The organism is Mesorhizobium sp. M1396 (assembly GCF_040317725.1).
Taxonomy (GTDB): domain Bacteria; phylum Pseudomonadota; class Alphaproteobacteria; order Rhizobiales; family Rhizobiaceae; genus Mesorhizobium.
In genome coordinates this window covers 1-19,854 of sequence record NZ_JAMYLA010000079.1, presented here as the reverse complement: position 1 = coordinate 19,854, position 19,854 = coordinate 1, and the positions used below count along the sequence as shown (strand labels likewise).

The window sequence follows — 19,854 nt, the reverse complement described above, 5'->3', positions numbered from 1 at the left end:
GGCGTCCGTCAGTACAAATCGCGCCATTCAAAGCTTGAATCACAATCAGGCTCAAAGTGGAATCCTGAATCTCAACAGGCCCTAGCGCGGTTTGCGGCGCTTCCGGTGCTCATGTACTTTAAGTACGCTCCGCTCCGGTTCTCGAAAACCAGGCCATTCGACTCGCCAGAGCGAATTCTGAAAAGGTCTCCACGCACCCGGCCCCGTCCGCGAAGATGGGGATGACTTCAGACAAGCGTGGCGTCAGCGCGCACATGAGCTATTATTGGTGAAATCTCGAATCGAGCCGGAACCGATGCGCCAATATCTCGACCTCCTGCAGCACGTGCTGGACAGCGGCGCCGATCGCGGCGACCGCACCGGCACCGGAACACGCTCAGTCTTCGGCTACCAGATGCGTTTCGACCTGGCGCGCGGCTTTCCCGTCACCACCACCAAGAAGCTGCATCTCAAGTCGATCGTCCATGAACTTCTGTGGTTCCTGGCCGGCGACACCAACATCAAATACCTCACCGATCATGGCGTTTCGATCTGGGACGAATGGGCCGACGAGAATGGCGATCTCGGCCCGGTCTACGGCAAGCAATGGCGCTCCTGGCCGGATGGTCATGGTAGCTCGATCGACCAAATTGCAAATATTCTCAATGAGATACGCAAAAATCCTCAATCGCGGCGGCTGATCGTTTCTGCCTGGAACCCCGCCGAGGTCGAGGCGATGGCGCTGCCGCCCTGCCATTGCCTGTTCCAGTTCTACGTCTCGGAAGGCCGACTTTCCTGCCAGCTTTATCAGCGCTCCGCCGATATCTTCCTCGGCGTGCCGTTCAACATCGCTTCCTACGCCTTGCTGACCCTGATGGTGGCGCAGGTAACCGGGCTGAAACCCGGCGACTTCGTTCACACGCTTGGTGACGCGCATCTCTACTCGAACCATTTCGAGCAGGCGCGCGAACAACTGCGGCGCACGCCGCGGGCGCTGCCCACGATGTGGATCAATCCGGAGGTGAAGGACCTCTTCGCCTTCCGCTTCGAGGATTTCCGGCTGGAAAACTACGTCGCCGATGCAAGCATCAAGGCGCCGATCGCCGTCTGAACCCCTGCGCCTTACTCAACCCTGAAGTCAGGCGCCGATCAGTCGATGCCGACCCTCACGTTCGAGGCCTTGTCCACGGCATCGGCCTGCTTGCCCTGGCATGCGAAGTGGTGCTGCCGGGCCTTCCCTTGTTATATTCATGCAGATATATCGGTGGGCAGGCTTCGAGCCGATCGGTTTCGAACCAGGGAGAGTTTTCCATGACGCGCAAGGGTTTTGGATTGAGGGCGATCGCCATTGGCGGTTTGGCGGCGACGTTGATGGCAGTGCCGGCAGCACACGCGGAAGACAAGGTGGTGGTGTTTGCCGCGGCCAGCCTCAAGGACGCGCTGGATGCGGTGAACAAGGCCTGCGAGGCCGATGTCGGCGAGGCGGCGACCGTCTCCTATGCCGCAAGCTCGGCGCTGGCCAAGCAGATTGAGGGCGGGGCACCAGCCGACGTCTTCATCTCGGCCGACCTCGACTGGATGAGATATCTCTCCGACAAGAAGCTGACCAAGCCGGACACCGAATTGAAGCTTCTCGGCAACGAGATCGTGCTGGTGGCGCCGAAGGACTCGGCGGTTGAAACGAAGATCGAGAAGGGCTTTGACCTCGCCAAGCTGATTGGCGACGGCAGGCTGGCCATGGGCGACTTCAAGGCGGTGCCGGCCGGCAAATACGGCAAGGCCGCACTCGAATCGCTCGGCGTCTGGGCCTCGGTCGAGAGCAAGGTGGCGCAGGCCGAGAATGTGCGCGCGGCGCTGAAGCTGGTTTCGACGGGCGAAGCAGCCCTTGGCATCGTCTACGCCACCGACGCGCATGCCGAAAAAGGCGTCAAGGTGGTCGGCACCTTCCCGGAGGATTCGCATCCGCCGATCATCTATCCGGTTGCCCAGACCGCCGATTCGAAGGACAAGGATACGCCGGCTTTCCTGAAATGCCTGCGGTCGGCAAAGGCCGGCGCACTGTTCAAGGATCAGGGTTTTACCGTTCTCGCGCCGAGCAACTGAGTTCCAAGGGGCTTCATCTCGCACTATGAACTGGCTGCTGGACCTCACTCCCGACGAATGGAATGCGGTCCGGCTGTCGATCAAGGTGGCAACGGTGGCGATGCTCGCCAGCCTGCCGCCGGGCATATTGATCGCGTTGCTGCTTGCCCGGGGACAGTTCTGGGGCAAGACGCTGCTCAACGGACTGGTGCATCTGCCGCTGATCCTGCCGCCCGTGGTGACTGGTTATCTGCTGCTGCTGACCTTCGGCCGGCGTGGCCCGGCCGGCGCGTTCCTGGCCGAGCATTTCGGCATTGTTTTCTCCTTCCGCTGGACGGGTGCGGCGCTGGCTTGCGGCGTTATGGGCTTTCCCTTGATGGTGCGCGCGATCCGGCTGTCGATCGAGGCGGTGGACCGCAAGATGGAGGCGGCGGCGGGAACGCTCGGCGCCAATCCATCCTGGGTCTTCGCAACCATTACTTTGCCGCTGATCCTGCCTGGGCTGATCGCCGGCGCCATACTGTCCTTCGCCAAGGCGATGGGCGAGTTCGGCGCGACCATCACCTTCGTCTCCAACATTCCCAACGAGACGCAGACATTGCCGTCGGCAATCTACACCTTCACGCAGGTGCCGGGTGGCGATGAAGGGGCGCTGCGGCTGACGCTGATTTCCATCGTCATTTCCATGGCAGCACTTGTCGCCTCGGAAGTGTTGGCGCGGCGTCTCGGCCGGCGGATGGACATCGAATGAGCGTTCTCGTCGATATCGGCCATCGGCTGGGCGGTTTTGCCATCGGCGCCCGCTTCGAAAGCGCCGGACGGCTGACAGCCCTGTTCGGACCGTCGGGGTCGGGCAAGACGACGCTGATCAACATGATCGCCGGGCTGATCCGGCCCGACAAGGGGCGCATCGAGGTCGACGGCCGCGTGATGGTCGATACGGATGCTGGCATTTTCGTGCCGAAGCACAAGCGCCGCATCGGCATGGTGTTCCAGGATGCGCGGCTGTTTCCGCATATGAGTGTTGCCGGCAATCTGCGTTACGGCCGCTGGTTCACGCCGCCAGCGGAGCGCTATGCCGATATGGATGCCGTCGTCGACCTGCTCGGCATCGGCCCGCTCATGGACAGGCGACCGGCAAAGCTCTCGGGTGGCGAGAAGCAGCGTGTGGCAATTGGCCGGGCACTGCTAGCCAGCCCCGGATTGCTGCTCATGGACGAGCCGCTGGCCTCGCTCGATGAGGCGCGCAAGGCCGAGATCCTGCCCTATATCGAGCGGCTGCGCGACGAGACGAAAATCCCGATCGTCTATGTCAGCCATTCCGTCGCCGAGGTGGCGCGGCTGGCCAGCGACGTGGTGATGCTGGCGCAAGGCCATGTCATCGCCAGCGGTCCGACCGAGGCGGTGATGCAAAGGCTCGACCTGCTGCCGGCGGAGGAACGCGGCGAGGGCGGTGCCGTGCTGGACACCAAGGTGCTGCGTCACGACGAGACTTTCGGCATGACCGTGCTCGGTTCGGCTGCCGGTGAGATCTGTGTACCGCGGCTGGCGATGAAGGCGGGGGCGTCGGTGCGCATCCGTATACGCGCCCGCGATGTGATGATCGCCACCGAACATCCGGCAGGCCTCAGCGCGCTCAACATCCTGCCGGGAACCATTACCGCGATGAGCCCCGGTGAGGGCCCGGCGGTCGAGGTCGGCATCGACTGCAACGGCGCAACCGTGCTTGCCCGCATCACCGAACAGTCGCGGCACACGCTGAAGCTTCATCTCGGCGGCAAGGTTTTCGCGGTGGTCAAGACGGTGAGCTTCGACCGGGCCAACACCAGCGCCGGGCTGCCAGGTGAGGTGGATGGATGATCATCGCTATGTCTTTTTGGAATAGCGGTTTCGCCAAGGAGATTCTAGTATGGGATCAGGCGTGATCGCGGAGGAGCAAAAATGCCGTCGCTGAGCTTGCGGATAAATCTCGATCCCGACGGGCGCATCGGACCGGGCAAGATCGAGCTCCTGGAACAGATCGCCGCCTTCGGCTCGATCTCGGCCGCCGCGCGCGGCATGGAAATGTCCTATAAGCACGCCTGGGACCTCGTCGAGGACATGAACCGGGTGTTCGGCAAGCCACTGGTGGCGGCGCAGACCGGTGGCCGCAAGGGCGGCGGCGCGCAACTGACGGCCGCGGGGCTTGCGGTGGTCAGCCGCTTCCGCGCCATCGAGCGTGCGGCGGCTGCAGCGGCCGCGACGCATATGGAGGCATTGCAGGCGGAGATTGATGCGGGGTGAGGGCAAGGCAGTAGGCAGTAGGGCTTAATCCTCTCTGCTGGGCTTGCGCAGCAGGTAGGTGTCCATGATCCAGCCCTTCTGCCGGCGGGCTTCCTCGCGGACTCGTTCGATCTCGGCGCCGACATCACCGAGACGGCCCGAAATGAGAATCTCGTCCGGCGTGCCGAGATAGGCGCCCCAATGGATGACGACATCCTTGTCGTCCAGCGTGTTGAAGGCGCATTTGCCGTCGAGCAGGACGACTGTGCTGTCGGCATTGTCGGCCAAGCCTTCCTGCGTCAGGCGCCGCCCGGTGGTGATCAGCACGGAATCGCCGATCCGGTTCAGCGCCATTTTGTGACTGGCGGCAAGCGACTGGACAGCGGTGATGCCGGGTATGACTTCCAGTTCGAACGCGACATTGCCTCTCAAGCGCACGCGCTCGAGGATGCGCAAGGCGCTGTCATAGAGCGAAGGATCGCCCCAGATCAGAAAGGCGCCGCAGCCATCCCCTGCAATCTCGTCGCGGATCAGGTTCTCGTAGATCGCGGCGATGGCTTCATGCCAGTCATCGACGGTCGAACGATAGGACGGTGCAGGCCCATCTTCTACTGGCAGGTCGCGCACCGGCACGTCGAATTCGACGCGGCGTGACTTCGGGTTGGTGACGAAGCGGTCGCAGATCTGGCGGCGCAGCTCGGCAAGCTCGTCTTTTTTCGTGCCCTTGTCGGGGATGAACAGTACATCAGCCCGGTTCAGGCCTGATATGGCCTGAACGGTCATATGGTCGGGATTGCCGGCGCCGATGCCGATGACGAGAAGCTTGCGCATGGAGCGAACTCCTGCCCGATCGGAACCTGTTAGTCCAGACCGCGCTGGTGCGTGTCCAGACCGCGCTGGTGCGTGTCCAGACCGCGCTGACACGCCCACAGGGTCGCAAGGGCTTTGAAACGCTGGATTGAAACAGCTAGGGTCATGCGGGCATTCCAGTAGAGGGAGCTTCGATGTTGCGATTTGTTCTGACTGCGTCGCTGGTGCTTTCAGCCGCGCCCGCATTCGCCAATGATTCGATTGCCGAACTTGGCACCGGCGGCCTGATCCTGTCGCGCAGCGATGCCGTGGCAATGCAAAGCGAGGACCTCTTCATCTCGCCGGAAAAAGTGACGGTCGACTACGTCTTCCACAACAACACCGATCGGGATGTCGACGCCATCGTCGCCTTCCCGATGCCCGACATCGAAGGCGATCCTGAAGAGAGGCCGGCGCTTCCCAACGACCAGAGCGACAATTTCCTCGGCTTCGAGGTGACGATCGATGGCGCACCGGCAAAGCCGCGGTTCGAGCAGAAGGTGTTGGCGCTCGGCATCGACATCGGCGCCGATCTGAAGGCGCAGAACGTGCCGTTTTATCCTTTCGGCGACGCGGCGAAGGCGGCGCTGGCCAAGCTGCCTCAAGCGGTTACCGATGACTGGGTCAACCGCGGCATCATCATCGAGGATACCGGCGGCGATGGCACCGAGACGAAGAAGATCTACACGCCGTTCTGGCAATTGCGTTCGACCTATTGGTGGCGCTCAACCTTTCCAGCCAACAAGGACGTCCACGTTTCCCACCGCTACAAGCCGAGCGTCGGGGGCACCTCTTCGGTCAGCTTTTTCTACGACGGCAAGTTCCAAGGGCAGTACGCGACCTACAAGACGCGCTATTGCATGGACGACACATTCGAGAATGCGGTGCGCAAGGCAGCCAAGGACGACCCCGACGGCTATTCAAAATATTATGAAAATCGGATCGCCTATATCCTGACCACAGGCGGCAACTGGGCGGCGGGTTCGATCGGCAAGTTCAAACTGACGGTCGACAAGGGCAATCCGAAGACCCTGGTTTCGTTCTGCGGCGACAATGTCAAAAAGGTCGGGCCGACGACGTTCGAGATGACGGCGAATGACTTCGACCCGGAGCACGACATCGACATCCTGCTGCTGGTGCCGTCTGACAGAAATGGGGGGAATGCCAACTGATGCACGTCGCAATCTACGTTGCCATTGCCGAGAACGGCGTGATTGGGCGAGACGGCGGGTTGCCGTGGCGGCTGTCCACCGATCTCAAGCGATTTAAGGCCGATACGATGGGCAAACCCATAATCATGGGCCGCAAGACCTATGAAGGCATCGGCCGGCCGCTGCCTGGCAGGCTGAACATCGTGGTTACCCGCGACAAGGCCTGGCGCGCCGAGGGCGTCGAGGTCGCGCATTCGCTCGAAGCCGCGATCCAGCTGGCAACGGTGCGCGTGCGCTGCATGGCCGGTGTGGACGAAGTCTGCGTTATCGGCGGCGGCGAAATCTATGCCCAGGCGCTGCTGCTGGCCGACCGGCTGCACGTCACCCATGTGCTGGCAGCGGTCGACGGCGATGCGCATTTCCCGCTCATCGATCCGGATTCCTGGCTTGTCGTCAGCTCCCAGGACGTTCCAGCCGGAGAAAAGGACAGCCACGCGACGCGCTATACGATTTACGAGCGCCGCGCGAGACATTGAATGCCAAAAAGGGCATTGAAGGAAGACAAAGGGTCGCGACCGGACCAAATCGGACGAACTGGCAGCGCATCGCGTTGAAAGCGCCTCGCGGCGTCCCTATAGAAGAACATACTGGATTTTGCGCCGTAATGCCGGCGTTTGAGGGAATTCCAAGCGAAAGGACATTTATGCCCTGGAACGATAAAAGCGGCGGTGGCGGCGGCCCGTGGGGCGGCGGCGGCAACAATCAGGGACCCTGGGGGCAGGGACCCAAGGGACCGAGCGGCCCACAGGGCTCGCCTCCCGATCTTGAAGACATCATCCGCCGCGGCCAGGACCGGCTGCGGCGCGCCCTGCCGGGTGGCGGTGGCGCAAGCCCAGCCATTTTCGCGCTGATCGCGGCGGCACTTGTGGTGCTGTGGGCGTTCAAGGCGGTTTATACCGTGCAGCCCGACGAGGTCGCGGTCGAACTGCGCTTCGGCAAGCCAAAGACCGAGCTGTCGCAGCCCGGCCTGCATTTCCATTGGTGGCCGCTCGAAACGGTCGAAACGGCCAAGATTTCCGAGCAGCTCGTCGACATCGGCGGCGGCGGCGCGACGAGTGGCAACACGTCCGGACTGATGCTCACCGGCGACCAGAACATCGTCAACGTCCAGTTCTCGGTGGCCTATCAGGTCTCCGACCCGAGCGCGTATCTGTTCGACGTGTCCGATCCCGACGGCATGCTGCGGCAGGTTGCCGAAAGCGCCATGCGTGAAGCCGTCGGCCGCCGGCCGGCGCAGGACATCTTCCGCGACGATCGCCAGGGCATTGCCGCCTCGGTGCGTGAAATCATCCAGACGACGCTGGACGGCTACAAGGCCGGCCTCAACGTCAACGCCGTCTCGATCGAGGATGCGGCACCGCCACGCGAAGTGGCCGATGCGTTCGACGAGGTGCAGCGCGCCGAGCAAGACGAAGACAAGTTCGTCGAGCAGGCCAACCAGTACTCCAACCAGAAGCTCGGCCAGGCGCGCGGCGAGGCCGCACAGGTCCGCGAAGACGCGGCCGCCTACAAGAACCGGGTCGTGCAGGAAGCCGAAGGTGAGGCACAGCGCTTCATCTCGGTCTATGACGAATACGCCAAGGCGCCCGACGTGACACGCAAGCGCCTCTATCTGGAAACCATGGAGAGGGTTCTGAAGGATTCCAACAAGGTCATCGTCGAGCAGGGCAACGGGCAAGGGGTCCTTCCTTATCTGCCGCTGCCGGCATTGCAGCCGAAGACCCCGGCACCGGCCGCCCCTGGTGGCGTCACGGGAGGTAACCAGTGATGGCCAACCGTCTTCCCATCATCGTCGTCGCAGCAGTGGTCATCCTGTTCCTGCTCTATTCGTCGGTCTTCGTGGTCAATGCGCGCCAGCAGGCGCTGGTGCTCAGGTTCGGCGAGATCGTCGACGTCAAGAGCGAGCCCGGCATCTACTTCAAGGCGCCGTTCTCGTTCTTCGACGCCGATACGGTGCAGTTGATCGAGAACCGGGTGCTGCGCTTCGATCTCGACAACATCCGCGTCCAGGTGTCGGGCGGCAAGTTCTATGAGGTCGACGCCTTCATCGCCTATCGCATCTCGGATCCGCGCGTCTTCCGCTCCGCCGTGTCCGGTCAGATCGAACTGGCCGAAGCTCGGCTCAGGACGCGTCTCGACGCTGCCTTGCGCCGCGTCTACGGTCTGCGCGATTTCGAGGCCGCGCTCTCCGAACAGCGCGCCGTGATGATGCGTGAAGTCCGTGATCAGCTCAGGCCCGACGCCACCTCGCTCGGCCTGCAGATCGAGGATGTCCGCATTCGCCGCACCGATCTCACCGCCGAGGTTTCGCAACAGACCTACGATCGCATGAAGGCGGAACGCCTGGCGGAGGCCGCGCGACTGAGGGCACGCGGCAATGAAGCGGCACAGCGCATCACGGCCCGCGCCGATCGCGAAGTGGTCGAGATCGTTGCCGAAGCACGGAAAGAGTCGGAAATCCTGCGCGGCGAGGGCGAAGCCCAGCGCAGTGCCACCTTCGCGGGAGCGTATCAGCGCGATCCGGCCTTCTTCGACTTCTACCGGTCGATGAATGCGTATGGAGCGGCGCTGGACAACACCGGGACGACAATGGTGCTGTCGCCGAGCTCGGAGTTCTTCCGCTTCTTCCGCGATCCCGACGGTAAGGAAGGGCCGGCAAAGCCGACTTCGCCCGCGCCTGCTCCAACCGCTCCGGCGACGGCACCTGCCGCGCCGGCGGCACAGCCCAGCACCGGCCAGTAGCGGCCGGTGCAGGATTTTCTCGCCGCCATGGGTCTCGTCCTTGTCATAGAAGGTCTGGTCTATGGCGGCTTTCCCGGCCTTGCCAGGAAGCTTGCCACCGAAGTGCTGTCGCTGCCCGAGAACGCGTTGCGGATTGCCGGGCTGGCGGCGATCGCCATCGGCGTCGGGATCGTCTGGCTGGTGCGAGGCATATGAGGCCGGTGAGCTTCGGTTTTTGGGATACGAGCATCGATCCGGGATAAGAGCATCGATCCCGGGGATAACGGATGATTTATCCTCTGCCGATGGTCATAGCCGCAAACGTGCCGTATTTTTTGCCAACATGGCGCGACGCGGCGTTTTCGTCGAAGCGCTTTTCTTTTCAGGAATACCGGGAGGCTTCTCGATGACATCCAATACAATCTTGCGCGCGGCACGGCGGACGTTCGTCGCCGGCGCGGCGGCAGTTCTTGTCAGCGCCGTCGCTGTCCCGTCCTCCGTGACGCCGACATTTGCCGCGGATGGGCCGGCTTCCGTCGCCGACCTGGCGCAAGGCCTGCTCGGCGCGGTGGTCAACATATCGACCTCGCAGACGGTGAAGGGCACCGAAGGTCCGGGCGCCGTGCCGATGCCGCAACTACCCGAGGGGTCGCCCTTCCAGGATTTCTTCGACGATTTCTTCAAGAACCGTGGCGGCGACAAGGACAACGGCGCGCAGAAAGTGCAGTCGCTGGGTTCCGGATTCGTCGTCGACGCCGAGCAAGGCATCGTCGTCACCAACAACCACGTGATCGCCGACGCCGACGACATCGAGGTCAATTTTTCCGACGGCGCCACCTTGAAGGCAACGCTGGTCGGCACCGACACCAAGACAGATGTCGCGGTGCTGAAGGTCGATCCGAAAGGACACAAGCTGACGGCGGTGAAGTTCGGCGATTCCACCAAGATGCGTGTCGGCGACTGGGTGATGGCGATCGGCAATCCGTTCGGCCTCGGCGGCACGGTGACGGTCGGTATCGTCTCGGCCCGCAACCGCGATATCAATTCCGGCCCCTATGACGACTTCATCCAGACCGATGCCGCGATCAATCGCGGCAATTCCGGCGGCCCGCTGTTCAACAGCGCCGGTGAGGTCATAGGCATCAACACCGCCATCATTTCGCCCTCTGGAGGCTCGATCGGCATCGGCTTCTCCATTCCCTCGCAGCTCGCCTCGGGCGTCGTCGACCAGTTGCGCCAGTTCGGCGAGACGCGGCGTGGCTGGCTCGGCGTGCGCATCCAGCCGGTCACCGACGACATCGCCGAGAGCCTCGGCATGGCGACCGCCAAGGGCGCGCTGGTCGCCGGCGTCATCAAGGGCGGACCGGTCGACAATGGCACCATCCAGGCCGGCGATGTCATCATCAAGTTCGACGGCAAGGACATCCATGAAATGCGCGACCTGCCGCGCGTCGTCGCCGAAAGCCCGGTCGGCAAGGCGGTCGATGTGCTGATCGTGCGTAAGGGCGTCGAGCAGACCGTGAAAGTGACGCTCGGCCGGCTCGAGGATGGCGAGAAGCTCACCAGCGGCGAGGAGGGTGGCAATACCGACCAGGACAAGGGTGACAAGGCCCCGGCCGTTTCCACGGCTTCGGTGCTCGGCATGACGGTCGGCGAACTGAATGACGAGACGCGCAAGAAATTCAGCATTGCGGCCGATGTTTCCGGCGTCGTCATCACCGACGTCACCAAGGATTCTGCTGCCGCCGAGCGCGGCATCCAGCCAGGCGAGGTGATCACCGAGATCGCGCAGGAATCGGTCGCCACGCCCAAGGACGTCATGGACCGGATCGGCGCCTTGAAGGAACAGGGACGCAAGAATGCGCTGCTGATGCTGGCGTCGAAGACCGGCGAGCTCAGGTTCGTGACGATCCGGATGGACTGAAGCCCGGAAGATCCGGCAGAATTCTCATCTTGAGTGGACAGGGCGGCTAGGGGCCGCCCTTTTTTCTTTGTTCCCAGTTGGCGCGGGAGAGCCTGTAGAGGACATGCCGCTTGAGCGCCGGGTGACTGTCCGGGACGTCGGGATGGTCGAAGTCGCTGGCCGGGTCGGCACTCATGCCGAGGCGTTCCATCACGGCGATGGAGCGCCTGTTGTCGGCGACGGCGAAGGAGATAATCTCGCCGAGGCCAAGCCTTTCGAAACCGTAGGCAAGCCATGCCTCGGCCGCTTCGGTGACATAGCCCTTGCCCCAGAATTCAGGGGCCAGTCGCCAACCGATCTCGAAGGTGCCGGCCGGAAGGAATGGCAAATGATCTGTGTCGAAGAGGCCGATGAAGCCGATGCATTCTCCGGTGGCGACAATCTCGGCGGCGGTGAAACCGTAGCCATCCCTGGCGATCGAGGTCCGGAACTCGTTCATCTTGGCATCCGCGGCGGCCCGATCGCGGCGGAACGGAAAGAATTCCATCACCTGTTCTTCGGAATTGATCCGGTGAAACAGCGCGCGGTCACGATCCTCCCAGTTGCGCAGGATCAGGCGCTCGGTACGTATTGGTTTCATTGCACAAACTCTTCCTGCCTGTAGCCTTGCGCATAGAGCAGCGCGGTCAGGTCGCCATGGTCGATGCGGACCTTTGCCTGTGCCGCCACCGTCGGCTTGGCATGCAGCGCGACACCGGTGCCGGCCAGGCGAATCATGTCGAGATCGTTGGCGCCGTCACCTACGGCGATGGCGTCGGCAGGCGTCAGGCCGAGGCGCGCTGAAATTTCGAGCAGCGCGTCGGCCTTGGCGGCACGGCCGAGGATCGGCTCGCCGACCAGTCCGGTGAAGCGGCCATCCTGTTCGAGCAGGCGATTGGCGCGATTCTCCTGGAAGCCGAGCATGGCCGCGATGCGCGTCGTGAAGACCTCGAATCCGCCAGACACGAGTGCCGTCCAGGCGCCGTTGGCGCGCATGGTCTGAACCAGCGCGCGAGCGCCCGAGGCCAGGGTCAGGCGATTGGCGACGATGCGATCGACCACGGCCGCATCGAGTCCCTTCAGCAACGCCACCCGCTCGCGCAAGGCCGGTTCGAAGGCGATCTCGCCATTCATCGATCGCGCGGTAATTATGGCAACCCGATCCTTGAGGCCGATCTCGTCGGCCAGTTCGTCGATGCATTCCTGGTCGATCATGGTCGAATCCATATCGGCGATCAGGATTTTCTTGCGCCGGGTTTCCGCCTGCTGGACGATCACGTCGACCGCCTCGGTGGCGAGTACCGTGCGCAAGACGGCACTCGTATCGGCGGCGTCGGCTGCCTCAGGCAAGACAAGATCGCAGGCAATCCCTTCGGCCAGCCAGACAACAGCGCTTGCGCCGGCCGACCGTGACGCCATATTCGCAAGCGACAGCGACAAAGCGCGGTCGGCGGGATGGGATACAAGCGTGGCGATGAGCGGCATGGAACATTCCGGCGGACAGGCGGGCGAGGGCCGCGTGAAGAACGCAATCCTGATAGCCGGGCCGACCGCCAGCGGCAAGTCGGCGCTGGCGCTCGATCTGGCCGAGCGCAAGGGCGGCGTGATCGTCAACGCTGATTCCATGCAGGGCTATTCGGTGCTCGATGTGCTGACCGCCCGGCCGGAGGCGACCGACCTCGCCCGCGCACCACATTTCCTCTACGGCCATGTCCACCCGGCCGTAGCCTATTCCACCGGCGCATGGCTGCGCGACGTGATGAAGCTGATCGACGAGGGTGCGCTTTCCGAACGGCCAGCAATTTTTGTCGGCGGTACCGGGCTCTACTTCCGCGCGTTGGCCGAGGGCATTTCGGAAATGCCCGATATTCCGCAGCGGGTCCGGGACCGCTGGCGCTACGAACTGAAGGAGCAGGGCGCCGTCAAGCTGCACAGCCTGCTGCTGCGCGAGGATTCGGCGGCCGCCATGATGCTCAAGCCGACCGACAGCCAGCGCATCGTGCGCGCATTGGAGGTGCTCGACGCGTCGGGCCGTTCGATTCGGGAATGGCAGGCAGAACGCGGCCGGCCGCTCATCGACAGGGAGACCGCGCGTTTCTTGGTGATCGAGCCGGACCGGGCGGCGCTGGTCGGCCGCATCGAAAAACGCTTCGACCAGATGCTGGACAAGGGCGCGCTGGACGAGGTCAAGCTTCTATCGGCGCTTGGCCTCGATCCCGAATTGCCGGCGATGAAGGCGATCGGCGTTCGCGAACTGCAGGCCGCGGTCGCCGGAGAGATTGGCTTTCCCGAGGCGATCGAACGCGCCAAGATCGCGACCAGGCAATATGCCAAGCGGCAGACGACCTGGTTCAGGCATCAGCTGGGGCCGGAATGGCAAAGGGTGCGCCCCGGTGATGATGTGGAAACCACGATCTGACTGCTTATTTCCATTGCAACCTGAAAAGTTTACTTGCAAAGAAAGGTTCTCGTTGCGGTTGTCCAAATTAACCCTCCGTAAGCCCGCCCATGCCATAAGGTCAGTGGGCACTTTTCCAACGGGGAGCAGATGCGTTTCCACAAGGCGGAATCAGCATTTTTCGTCTTTATATTCGTGATCCTGGCCGCCGGCCTGGTGACGCTGCATGCTTATGGACTTCTGCAATCCTTCGCCAACGAGCTGCATACGGCTTCGGGTCTGGACAAGGTCATCTATCTCAACAAGCTTTTGTTCGCGACCGGCGTGCTATTGGCTACCGCGCTGTTCTTCGGCATTTTCTTCATCTATCCGCTGATCCGAAAACAGGCGACGGAAGAAGGCAAGCTGCGCGCCATGACGGTCTCGCTCAGCGCGCGCTCGGAAACACTCGAGCATGCGGCGCTGACCGACGGCCTGACCGGCATGCAGAACCGGCGCTATTTCGATGATGCGCTGAAGGAGTATCTCGAGGAGTTCAGGCGCATCGAAAGGCCGGTCGGGCTGATGATCCTCGATCTCGACCATTTCAAACAGGTCAACGATACCCATGGCCACGACGTCGGCGACGAGGTGCTCAAGGCCGTCGCGAGCTGCCTCAAGGATATGACACGCTACCACGATGTGGTGGCGCGATTAGGCGGCGAGGAGTTCGCGGTGGTCACGCCCAACATGGACGCCGACCTTCTGGGCAAGTTTGCCGAGCGCATCCGCAAGGCGATCGCCAACATGTCGGTGCTGTCAGGCAATGTCCGCCTCAAGATCACCACCAGCGTCGGGCTTGCCGTCTGGGATAGCAAGGAGACAGCGGAGGATTTCTATCGCCGCGCCGACCGCCAGCTCTACGAGGCGAAGAGGCAAGGCCGCAACCGCGTCTGCGCCTAAAATCCCGTCGCTGAATTCGTGAGGCTGGCCGTCTGCCGCCATTTTCTGCGCTTCCGGTGCTCTCGGACTCAAACGTCCGCTCCGCTCCGGTTCTCGAAAACAGCACCAGCCGACTCAGCCTGACGAATTCCCTGACGGGATTTACCCAAGCGGTCCGGGCAGAGCGCAAGCTTGGCGCGGTTTCTCAATCAGCGGGCAGATCAACCAGGCCGCAAACTCAATCGTTTTGCGGGCGCAGGCCGAAGGTTGCGGGCTTGAGGCCGTAGCGCATGTCGAAGTCGTCGTCCGATGGGGCGCGCGCGGCGGGTTGCTTGCGGTAGTCGGGGTCGCCGGCCTGGCGGCCTGAATCGACGACTTCGGCGAAGGCCATCGACTGCTGCGTTGATTTCGGCACGTTGCGCAGTCGTTCGACGATTGCCACCAGATCGACATCGTCGGCTGACTTCGAAGAGGCGGCCTCTTCGCGCTTGGCCGTGCCGGGAAGCAGGTGGCTCGGCAGTTTTTCGAACTTGAGCCGCATGGTCGCCGCCACGCCTTCGCCGAAGGCGATGGCTTCGCGCTGGCCCATGGAGGACAGGAAGGCAAGCGTCGAGGCGGAAGAGTCGGCAATCGCCGAGCGGATGATCGCCTGGTCCTGCTCATTGGCAAGCCGCATGGCGAAGAAGGTCGAGCATTGCGACAGGATGGTCGGATCGAGCTCGCCCGGGCGCTGGGTGACGACGCCGAGATAGCAGCCATACTTGCGGCCTTCCTTGGCAATGCGCGACAGCGCGTGCCTGGTCGGCGCGAAGCCGAGGCGCGGATCGGCCGGCATATACCGGTGCGCTTCTTCGCACAAAAACAGAAGCTGCAGCTTGCCTTCACTCCACAGAGCGAGGTCGAAGGCCAGGCGCGCCAGCACCGAACAGACGGAATTGACCACCTCGGACGGCATGCCGGCCATCTCGAAGCAGGTCACCGGGCGGCCATGATGCGGCACACGGAAGATGTTGCCGATCGTTTCGTGGATGGTGTCCTCGATCAGGCGCGAGTTGAACATGAAGCGGTAGCGCGGGTCGGCCGCCGCCGATTCGATGCGCGTCTTCAGCGATCTGAGCGTCGGGCGATCGGTCTTGCTTTCGAGCATGCCCATGCGCTCATCGATCTGCTTGAGGAGGTCGGCGATGCGGTAAGGAACCGGCGTATCGGCGGTCAGCGCATCGCCGCCGCGCCTGATATAGGCGCCGGAATTGGGATTGCGGTAAAGGTTCTTGGCGGCCGGAATGAGGTCGCGCAAGGCATCGATTTCTTCCGGCTCGGTCTCGCGGCCCCGGAACAGCACCTCGGCGAATTCCTCCAGCGTGAACATCCAGAACGGAAGATCCAAGGTCTTGGAATCGACCCTTACGCAGTATTCGGGCAGCGACGCCGCGAACTCGTTGTGCGGGTCGAGGATCAAGATGCGCAGGTCGGGTCTTGCCGCGATCGACTTGCGCAGCAGCAGCGAGACGGCGGTGGATTTGCCTACACCGGTGGTGCCGACAATGGCGAAGTGACGCGCCAGCGTATCGTCGATGGCGATATTGGCGGCGATCGTTTCGTCCTGCGCGAGCGTTCCGATGGCGATCGAATGACGCCCGGCGAGATCATAGACCGCCTGCAGGTCACGGGTGCGGATGCGGTGCGCGACGGCGCCGATATGCGGATAGGCGGTGATGCCGCGGTCGAAGACCGGTTTGGCGCCCGGCTCTGCTCCGTCACGCACTTCGCCGATCAGCTCGATGCTGACCTCGATCGCGTTCTGGCCCTCATTGCTCCAGGCACGATCCGACTTGCCGATCCCGTAGACCAGGCCGACGGTTCGCGTGGATCCGAGATTGATGGAAATCATCTTGCCGACCGTCCACAGGCCGGTCACCGCGCCGTCGACATCATTCGCATAGGCACCGATGGTCGCGCGTGCGCCGTCGCATTGCACGACATTGCCAAGGATGCGCCTGTCGTTCTGCTCGGCGTCGCGGCGCTCCTGCGATGTCGGTTCTCCAACGGAGGCTTCGCGTTCGACATACATGGACAGGCCAATCCCCATTTCCCCTGGAGTAGCGATCCTACAGGAATGGGGTTAAGGCCCGATGAGGTCGGATGGTGTAGAGAGGATTAAGGGGTCCGTGAAAATTGTCGCGAGACGGCCCTTTTCCGGTGTCGATATTTCGCTATAATAGACATATGGATGATATAGCGAACGATATTTCCTCGACGATCGGTCGAAGGATACACGCCGAAAGGATCATGCGGGACTGGTCCTTGGCCGAACTCGCGGAGCGTTCAGGCGTCTCGAAGGCGATGCTAAGCACGATCGAGCGCGGCAAGACCAGTCCGACGGCGGCCCTTCTCGTTCGCATCGCGGCGGCCTTCGGCCTGACCCTGTCGACCTTGATCGCGCGCGCGGAGTTGCATGGCGGCGGGCTGCTGCGCGAGGCCGATCAGCCGGTGTGGCGCGATCCCGATACCGGCTATGTGAGACGGCACCTTTCGCCGGCGTCCGACGTGCCGCTCGAGCTGATCAGGGTGCAGCTGCCGGCGAACGCCAAAGTCAGCTTTCCGGCCGCCTCCTACGCCTTCATCAAGCAGCAGATATGGCTGATTTCCGGGCGACTCGAATTCATCGAAGGCGAGGTGGTGCACAGGCTCGAACCCGGCGATTGCCTGGCGCTCGGCGCGCCGTCGGACTGCACCTTCCACGCCCTGGAGCTCGGCGCCGACTATCTCGTCGCGCTGGTCAGGGGCTGACGTCATGGCGAAGAGACCAAAGCGCTCCCACAATGGGGGGCCGCCTCTTGATGAGTATAAGGGGCCGCCATGGGGCAAGGGCGATCCCTACGTCTTCCTCGCCTGGCAGGCCGCCCATGCCAAGGCGTGGAAGGCGCCGAGCCGCGACGTCATGCTGCTGCGCATGGACAAGGCCGAGCGGCTGGGCCTGACCTATGAGGAGTACACGCTCGAGATTCTGGAGCGCGGGCGGCATCTCGGGGCGGAAGACACCGAACGCATCAGCGCCATCAAGGCGGCGCGAAAGCGACGCCGCGTGCGCCATCTGGACTGATGGCAATGCCCGCGTCTATCGCAAATCACAGGACATCCTGCACATGAACTTGATCGAGATCGGAACCCTGACCCCGTCTGCTCAGACGCAGGAGATGCTGGCCGAATTGCTGGTCGCAACGGTAGCGGCCGGCGGATCTGTCAGCTTCATGCATCCGCTGGCGCCGCAGACGGCAAGGGCATTCTGGGAGAAATCGCTGGCCGCGGCGGAAAGAGGGGAAAGAGCGGTGCTTGGCGCCTGGGACGGCAAGGTCCTGGTCGGCACCGTGACCTTGCTGCTCGACTTCCCGCCCAACCAGCCGCACCGGGCCGAGATCGCCAAGCTGATGACCCGGGTCGATCGCCGGGGCAGCGGTGTGGGAACGCGCCTGATGCGGACCGCCGAAGGCCTTGCGGTCGAGAAGGGGCGCACGCTGCTGGTTCTGGACACGGCCGCTGAAGATGGCGCTTCAGGCCTCTATGAAAAGCTCGGCTTCACGCTGACCGGCGAGATACCGGACTATGCCCTGAAGCCGCATGGCGGGCTGACCGGCACGCTCATCTACTGGAAGCGGATCGGGCCAATCTCGTAACCAGTCATGCTGGCGCGGAGCCAGAGAGTCGCGACAGCAGCCATTGGCGGAAATCCTGCTCAGCGCCGGTCAGGCGCGCGGCCGACGCCTTGGTCAGAAAATGTCCCGATGTGCTGGAGAGTTCAAAGCCGGAAAGCCTGACCAGCGTCTCGCTGTCGAGCGCGGCATCGACCAGTGGCCGCGAGCCCAGCAGCACACCGGCGCTGGCCTTGGCCGCTTCCATCGCCGCAACGAAACTGTCGAAGCGGTGCGATCGCCTGGGGTGGCCAGCCAGCCCGGCGGCGGCGAACCACTCCGCCCACATTTCGCGCGCGCCGGCGACCAGAAGCAATGGCAGTGAGGTCCAGTCAGCGTCACTGGCCAAGCTGGGAGCCGCCACCGGCACGAGCCGCTCGGCGGTCAGCCTGTCGGCTTCGCGTCCGGGGAAGGCTCCATTGCCAAAACGGATGTCGAGCACCGAGCCCGGCAGGTCGTAGTCAGCAGGGCGATGGATCGTCACCAGGTCGAGCTGGATGCGCGGCAGCGCCCTCGCCAAATCGGGCAGCGCCGGGGCGAGCATCAGCAATGCAAAGGAGATCGGCACCCGAATGGTTACGGTTTGGACAGCGCGCGGCTCGAACAGTTCCGCGGTGCTGTTGCCGATGGTGGCGAAGGCCGACTGGATGTGGGGCAGGTAGGCCGCGCCCACCGGCGACAGCGCGACGCCGCGCGCCAGCCGTGAGAACAAGCGCGTCTTCAGCCATTCCTCGAGAAGCCGGATGTGCTGGCTGACGGCGGCCTGGGTGAGGCCAAGCTCGGTTGCCGCCGCTGTGAAATTCGACAGCCGCGCGGCAGCCTCGAAACTGCGCAGCCAGTCGAGCGGCGGCAAGGATGTGGCAGTTCGAGGCATCAGTGAATTCAGGCCATTGGTCAAAAAAGGATAATTTGAATTATGCCTGCGGCGCGATCAACGTGCAATCGAAACCCTGCGGATCTGGCCGTGGGACCCAACGGATAGGAACGGATCTCCATGCTCACCCACGCGCTGATTGGCGACGAAGGCAGAACAATCGACCTTGGCTGGCAGGATGGGACGCGCACACGCTTTCACGCCATGTGGCTACGCGACAATGCGCTGGACGACAGGACGCGCAGCGCCGGCAATGGTCAACGGCTCATCACCATCCTCGACATTCCCGCCGACACCAGGATCGGCGCCGCGTCGATCAAGGGCGATGTCCTGGAAGTCAGCTTCATGCCCGAGAAAAAAACGGTGAATTTCCCGGCGACATGGCTGCGCGGCAATGCCTATGATCGCGACGAGGCCCATCGGCCCGGCTGGACAGGCGAGGGCATCGTTCGATGGACCAAGGCCACCATGCAGAATTCGGTGCCGCGCGCCGGCTACCCTGCCGCCAGCAGAGACCGCGATGTCTTGCGGCAATGGCTGTCGGCGGTGAAAGCCCATGGCTTTGCGGTGATGGACGATCTTCCGGCCGAATCGGGGGCGCTTTGCAAGGTGTCCGATCTGTTCGGCTACATCAGGGAGACCAATTACGGGCGCTGGTTCGAAGTGCGCGCCGAGGTCAATCCGAATAATCTCGCCTACACCAATCTCGGCCTCCAGGCGCACACCGACAATCCCTATCGCGATCCGGTGCCGACACTGCAGATCCTGTCCTGCATCGAAAATACGGTTGAGGGTGGCGAGTCCAGCGTCGTGGGCGGGGTTTACGTGCACGCCCGCCCGGAATGAGGAATAGGTATGGTTTTAAAAAAGTGAACGGACCACGCCAAGAAGAGGGAGTTTGAGGGTGGGTCGCCGAGGAATATAAA

At 63.0% G+C, this 19,854-nt stretch carries 22 protein-coding genes; 17 read left to right on the top strand and 5 right to left on the bottom strand.

The genetic code is table 11. The features are described 5' to 3' along the window. The first annotated feature begins 295 nt into the window (after positions 1 to 295). From NKH02_RS31770 to NKH02_RS31750, 5 genes are all read left to right on the top strand, one after another. Complete coding sequence (locus NKH02_RS31770) at positions 296 to 1,090, top strand: thymidylate synthase (protein WP_352883641.1); 795 nt, start codon at positions 296 to 298, stop codon at positions 1,088 to 1,090. 200 nt (positions 1,091 to 1,290) lie between these two features. Next, positions 1,291 to 2,082 (top strand): molybdate ABC transporter substrate-binding protein, encoded by a 792-nt coding sequence (modA, locus tag NKH02_RS31765; protein WP_352883640.1) that lies wholly within the window; start codon positions 1,291 to 1,293, stop codon positions 2,080 to 2,082. Positions 2,083 to 2,107: 25 nt separating this feature from the next. Then, entirely contained in the window at positions 2,108 to 2,812 is a 705-nt protein-coding gene (gene modB, locus NKH02_RS31760) for a molybdate ABC transporter permease subunit (protein ID WP_352883638.1), read from the top strand. Continuing rightward, positions 2,809 to 3,921, top strand: a complete 1,113-nt coding sequence (gene modC / locus NKH02_RS31755; RefSeq protein WP_352883636.1) for a molybdenum ABC transporter ATP-binding protein — start codon at positions 2,809 to 2,811, stop codon at positions 3,919 to 3,921. The genes modB and modC overlap by 4 nt, the downstream gene beginning before the upstream one ends. Positions 3,922 to 4,002: 81 nt before the next feature. Further along, complete coding sequence (locus tag NKH02_RS31750) at positions 4,003 to 4,344, top strand: winged helix-turn-helix domain-containing protein (protein ID WP_352865195.1); 342 nt, start codon at positions 4,003 to 4,005, stop codon at positions 4,342 to 4,344. A 24-nt stretch (positions 4,345 to 4,368) separates the two neighbouring features. Here the strand turns inward: NKH02_RS31750 and cobF are convergent, their stop codons facing one another. Next, positions 4,369 to 5,154 (bottom strand): precorrin-6A synthase (deacetylating), encoded by a 786-nt coding sequence (gene cobF / locus NKH02_RS31745; protein ID WP_352865194.1) that lies wholly within the window; start codon positions 5,152 to 5,154, stop codon positions 4,369 to 4,371. 173 nt (positions 5,155 to 5,327) lie between these two features. Here cobF and NKH02_RS31740 point away from each other — a divergent pair, with 173 nt between their 5' ends. The 6 genes from NKH02_RS31740 (at position 5,328) to NKH02_RS31715 (ending at position 11,028) form a co-directional block, all read left to right on the top strand. Beyond that, on the top strand, positions 5,328 to 6,344 hold the full coding sequence (locus tag NKH02_RS31740; protein ID WP_352883635.1) for a DUF4424 domain-containing protein: 1,017 nt from the start codon (positions 5,328 to 5,330) through the stop codon (positions 6,342 to 6,344). Beyond that, positions 6,344 to 6,859: a dihydrofolate reductase gene (locus NKH02_RS31735; RefSeq protein WP_352883633.1), complete on the top strand. Its 516-nt coding sequence runs from the start codon at positions 6,344 to 6,346 to the stop codon at positions 6,857 to 6,859. Before NKH02_RS31740 ends, NKH02_RS31735 begins: the two co-directional genes overlap by 1 nt. A 167-nt stretch (positions 6,860 to 7,026) precedes the next feature. After that, on the top strand, positions 7,027 to 8,151 hold the full coding sequence (gene hflK, locus NKH02_RS31730; protein WP_352865187.1) for an FtsH protease activity modulator HflK: 1,125 nt from the start codon (positions 7,027 to 7,029) through the stop codon (positions 8,149 to 8,151). Next, positions 8,151 to 9,125, top strand: a complete 975-nt coding sequence (hflC, locus tag NKH02_RS31725) for a protease modulator HflC (protein ID WP_352883632.1) — start codon at positions 8,151 to 8,153, stop codon at positions 9,123 to 9,125. The genes hflK and hflC overlap by 1 nt, the downstream gene beginning before the upstream one ends. A gap of 6 nt (positions 9,126 to 9,131) precedes the next feature. Continuing rightward, the gene (locus NKH02_RS31720) at positions 9,132 to 9,320 is read left to right on the top strand and encodes a DUF2065 domain-containing protein (RefSeq protein WP_352658533.1); all 189 of its coding nucleotides are present in this window, start codon (positions 9,132 to 9,134) and stop codon (positions 9,318 to 9,320) included. Between the two features lie 190 nt (positions 9,321 to 9,510). Further along, entirely contained in the window at positions 9,511 to 11,028 is a 1,518-nt protein-coding gene (locus NKH02_RS31715; RefSeq protein ID WP_352883631.1) for a DegQ family serine endoprotease, read from the top strand. 46 nt (positions 11,029 to 11,074) lie between these two features. Here NKH02_RS31715 and NKH02_RS31710 read toward each other — a convergent pair whose 3' ends face one another. Then, positions 11,075 to 11,647 (bottom strand): GNAT family N-acetyltransferase, encoded by a 573-nt coding sequence (locus NKH02_RS31710; protein ID WP_352883630.1) that lies wholly within the window; start codon positions 11,645 to 11,647, stop codon positions 11,075 to 11,077. Next, the gene (serB, locus tag NKH02_RS31705; RefSeq protein ID WP_352865180.1) at positions 11,644 to 12,531 is read right to left on the bottom strand and encodes a phosphoserine phosphatase SerB; all 888 of its coding nucleotides are present in this window, start codon (positions 12,529 to 12,531) and stop codon (positions 11,644 to 11,646) included. Before serB ends, NKH02_RS31710 begins: the two co-directional genes overlap by 4 nt. Between serB and miaA the strand changes: the two genes are divergently transcribed. Together miaA and NKH02_RS31695 are read left to right on the top strand one after the other, a co-directional pair. Beyond that, positions 12,521 to 13,465, top strand: coding sequence for a tRNA (adenosine(37)-N6)-dimethylallyltransferase MiaA (gene miaA, locus NKH02_RS31700; RefSeq protein WP_352865177.1), 945 nt, complete (start codon positions 12,521 to 12,523; stop codon positions 13,463 to 13,465). The two genes, serB and miaA, sit on opposite strands and share 11 nt — an antisense overlap. A 129-nt stretch (positions 13,466 to 13,594) precedes the next feature. Further along, the gene (locus NKH02_RS31695; protein ID WP_352883628.1) at positions 13,595 to 14,386 is read left to right on the top strand and encodes a GGDEF domain-containing protein; all 792 of its coding nucleotides are present in this window, start codon (positions 13,595 to 13,597) and stop codon (positions 14,384 to 14,386) included. A 217-nt stretch (positions 14,387 to 14,603) separates the two neighbouring features. Here NKH02_RS31695 and NKH02_RS31690 read toward each other — a convergent pair whose 3' ends face one another. Continuing rightward, positions 14,604 to 16,436, bottom strand: a complete 1,833-nt coding sequence (locus NKH02_RS31690) for an ATP-binding protein (protein ID WP_352883626.1) — start codon at positions 16,434 to 16,436, stop codon at positions 14,604 to 14,606. Between the two features lie 155 nt (positions 16,437 to 16,591). Here NKH02_RS31690 and NKH02_RS31685 point away from each other — a divergent pair, with 155 nt between their 5' ends. From NKH02_RS31685 to NKH02_RS31675, 3 genes are read left to right on the top strand one after another with little or no spacing between them, the layout of a single operon-like run. After that, on the top strand, positions 16,592 to 17,155 hold the full coding sequence (locus NKH02_RS31685) for a helix-turn-helix domain-containing protein (protein ID WP_352883624.1): 564 nt from the start codon (positions 16,592 to 16,594) through the stop codon (positions 17,153 to 17,155). 4 nt (positions 17,156 to 17,159) lie between these two features. Beyond that, complete coding sequence (locus NKH02_RS31680; RefSeq protein WP_352883622.1) at positions 17,160 to 17,468, top strand: hypothetical protein; 309 nt, start codon at positions 17,160 to 17,162, stop codon at positions 17,466 to 17,468. 43 nt (positions 17,469 to 17,511) lie between these two features. After that, on the top strand, positions 17,512 to 18,039 hold the full coding sequence (locus tag NKH02_RS31675; RefSeq protein WP_352883620.1) for a GNAT family N-acetyltransferase: 528 nt from the start codon (positions 17,512 to 17,514) through the stop codon (positions 18,037 to 18,039). A gap of 4 nt (positions 18,040 to 18,043) precedes the next feature. Here the strand turns inward: NKH02_RS31675 and NKH02_RS31670 are convergent, their stop codons facing one another. Continuing rightward, the gene (locus NKH02_RS31670) at positions 18,044 to 18,928 is read right to left on the bottom strand and encodes a LysR family transcriptional regulator (protein ID WP_352883618.1); all 885 of its coding nucleotides are present in this window, start codon (positions 18,926 to 18,928) and stop codon (positions 18,044 to 18,046) included. A 120-nt stretch (positions 18,929 to 19,048) separates the two neighbouring features. Here NKH02_RS31670 and NKH02_RS31665 point away from each other — a divergent pair, with 120 nt between their 5' ends. Next, complete coding sequence (locus NKH02_RS31665) at positions 19,049 to 19,774, top strand: TauD/TfdA family dioxygenase (protein ID WP_352883616.1); 726 nt, start codon at positions 19,049 to 19,051, stop codon at positions 19,772 to 19,774. The last annotated feature ends 80 nt before the right edge of the window (positions 19,775 to 19,854 follow it).

Excerpts from the sequence above, each read along its gene's own strand:
- NKH02_RS31770 (WP_352883641.1), top strand. The coding sequence starts at position 296 with ATGCGCCAATATCTCGACCTCCTGCAGCACGTGCTGGACAGCGGCGCC.
- modA (WP_352883640.1), top strand. The coding sequence starts at position 1,291 with ATGACGCGCAAGGGTTTTGGATTGAGGGCGATCGCCATTGGCGGTTTG.
- modB (WP_352883638.1), top strand. The coding sequence starts at position 2,108 with ATGAACTGGCTGCTGGACCTCACTCCCGACGAATGGAATGCGGTCCGG.
- modC (WP_352883636.1), top strand. The coding sequence starts at position 2,809 with ATGAGCGTTCTCGTCGATATCGGCCATCGGCTGGGCGGTTTTGCCATC.
- NKH02_RS31750 (WP_352865195.1), top strand. The coding sequence starts at position 4,003 with ATGCCGTCGCTGAGCTTGCGGATAAATCTCGATCCCGACGGGCGCATC.
- cobF (WP_352865194.1), bottom strand. The coding sequence starts at position 5,154 with ATGCGCAAGCTTCTCGTCATCGGCATCGGCGCCGGCAATCCCGACCAT.
- NKH02_RS31740 (WP_352883635.1), top strand. The coding sequence starts at position 5,328 with ATGTTGCGATTTGTTCTGACTGCGTCGCTGGTGCTTTCAGCCGCGCCC.
- NKH02_RS31735 (WP_352883633.1), top strand. The coding sequence starts at position 6,344 with ATGCACGTCGCAATCTACGTTGCCATTGCCGAGAACGGCGTGATTGGG.
- hflK (WP_352865187.1), top strand. The coding sequence starts at position 7,027 with ATGCCCTGGAACGATAAAAGCGGCGGTGGCGGCGGCCCGTGGGGCGGC.
- hflC (WP_352883632.1), top strand. The coding sequence starts at position 8,151 with ATGGCCAACCGTCTTCCCATCATCGTCGTCGCAGCAGTGGTCATCCTG.
- NKH02_RS31715 (WP_352883631.1), top strand. The coding sequence starts at position 9,511 with ATGACATCCAATACAATCTTGCGCGCGGCACGGCGGACGTTCGTCGCC.
- NKH02_RS31710 (WP_352883630.1), bottom strand. The coding sequence starts at position 11,647 with ATGAAACCAATACGTACCGAGCGCCTGATCCTGCGCAACTGGGAGGAT.
- miaA (WP_352865177.1), top strand. The coding sequence starts at position 12,521 with ATGAGCGGCATGGAACATTCCGGCGGACAGGCGGGCGAGGGCCGCGTG.
- serB (WP_352865180.1), bottom strand. The coding sequence starts at position 12,531 with ATGCCGCTCATCGCCACGCTTGTATCCCATCCCGCCGACCGCGCTTTG.
- NKH02_RS31695 (WP_352883628.1), top strand. The coding sequence starts at position 13,595 with ATGCGTTTCCACAAGGCGGAATCAGCATTTTTCGTCTTTATATTCGTG.
- NKH02_RS31690 (WP_352883626.1), bottom strand. The coding sequence starts at position 16,436 with ATGTATGTCGAACGCGAAGCCTCCGTTGGAGAACCGACATCGCAGGAG.
- NKH02_RS31685 (WP_352883624.1), top strand. The coding sequence starts at position 16,592 with ATGGATGATATAGCGAACGATATTTCCTCGACGATCGGTCGAAGGATA.
- NKH02_RS31680 (WP_352883622.1), top strand. The coding sequence starts at position 17,160 with ATGGCGAAGAGACCAAAGCGCTCCCACAATGGGGGGCCGCCTCTTGAT.
- NKH02_RS31675 (WP_352883620.1), top strand. The coding sequence starts at position 17,512 with ATGAACTTGATCGAGATCGGAACCCTGACCCCGTCTGCTCAGACGCAG.
- NKH02_RS31670 (WP_352883618.1), bottom strand. The coding sequence starts at position 18,928 with ATGCCTCGAACTGCCACATCCTTGCCGCCGCTCGACTGGCTGCGCAGT.
- NKH02_RS31665 (WP_352883616.1), top strand. The coding sequence starts at position 19,049 with ATGCTCACCCACGCGCTGATTGGCGACGAAGGCAGAACAATCGACCTT.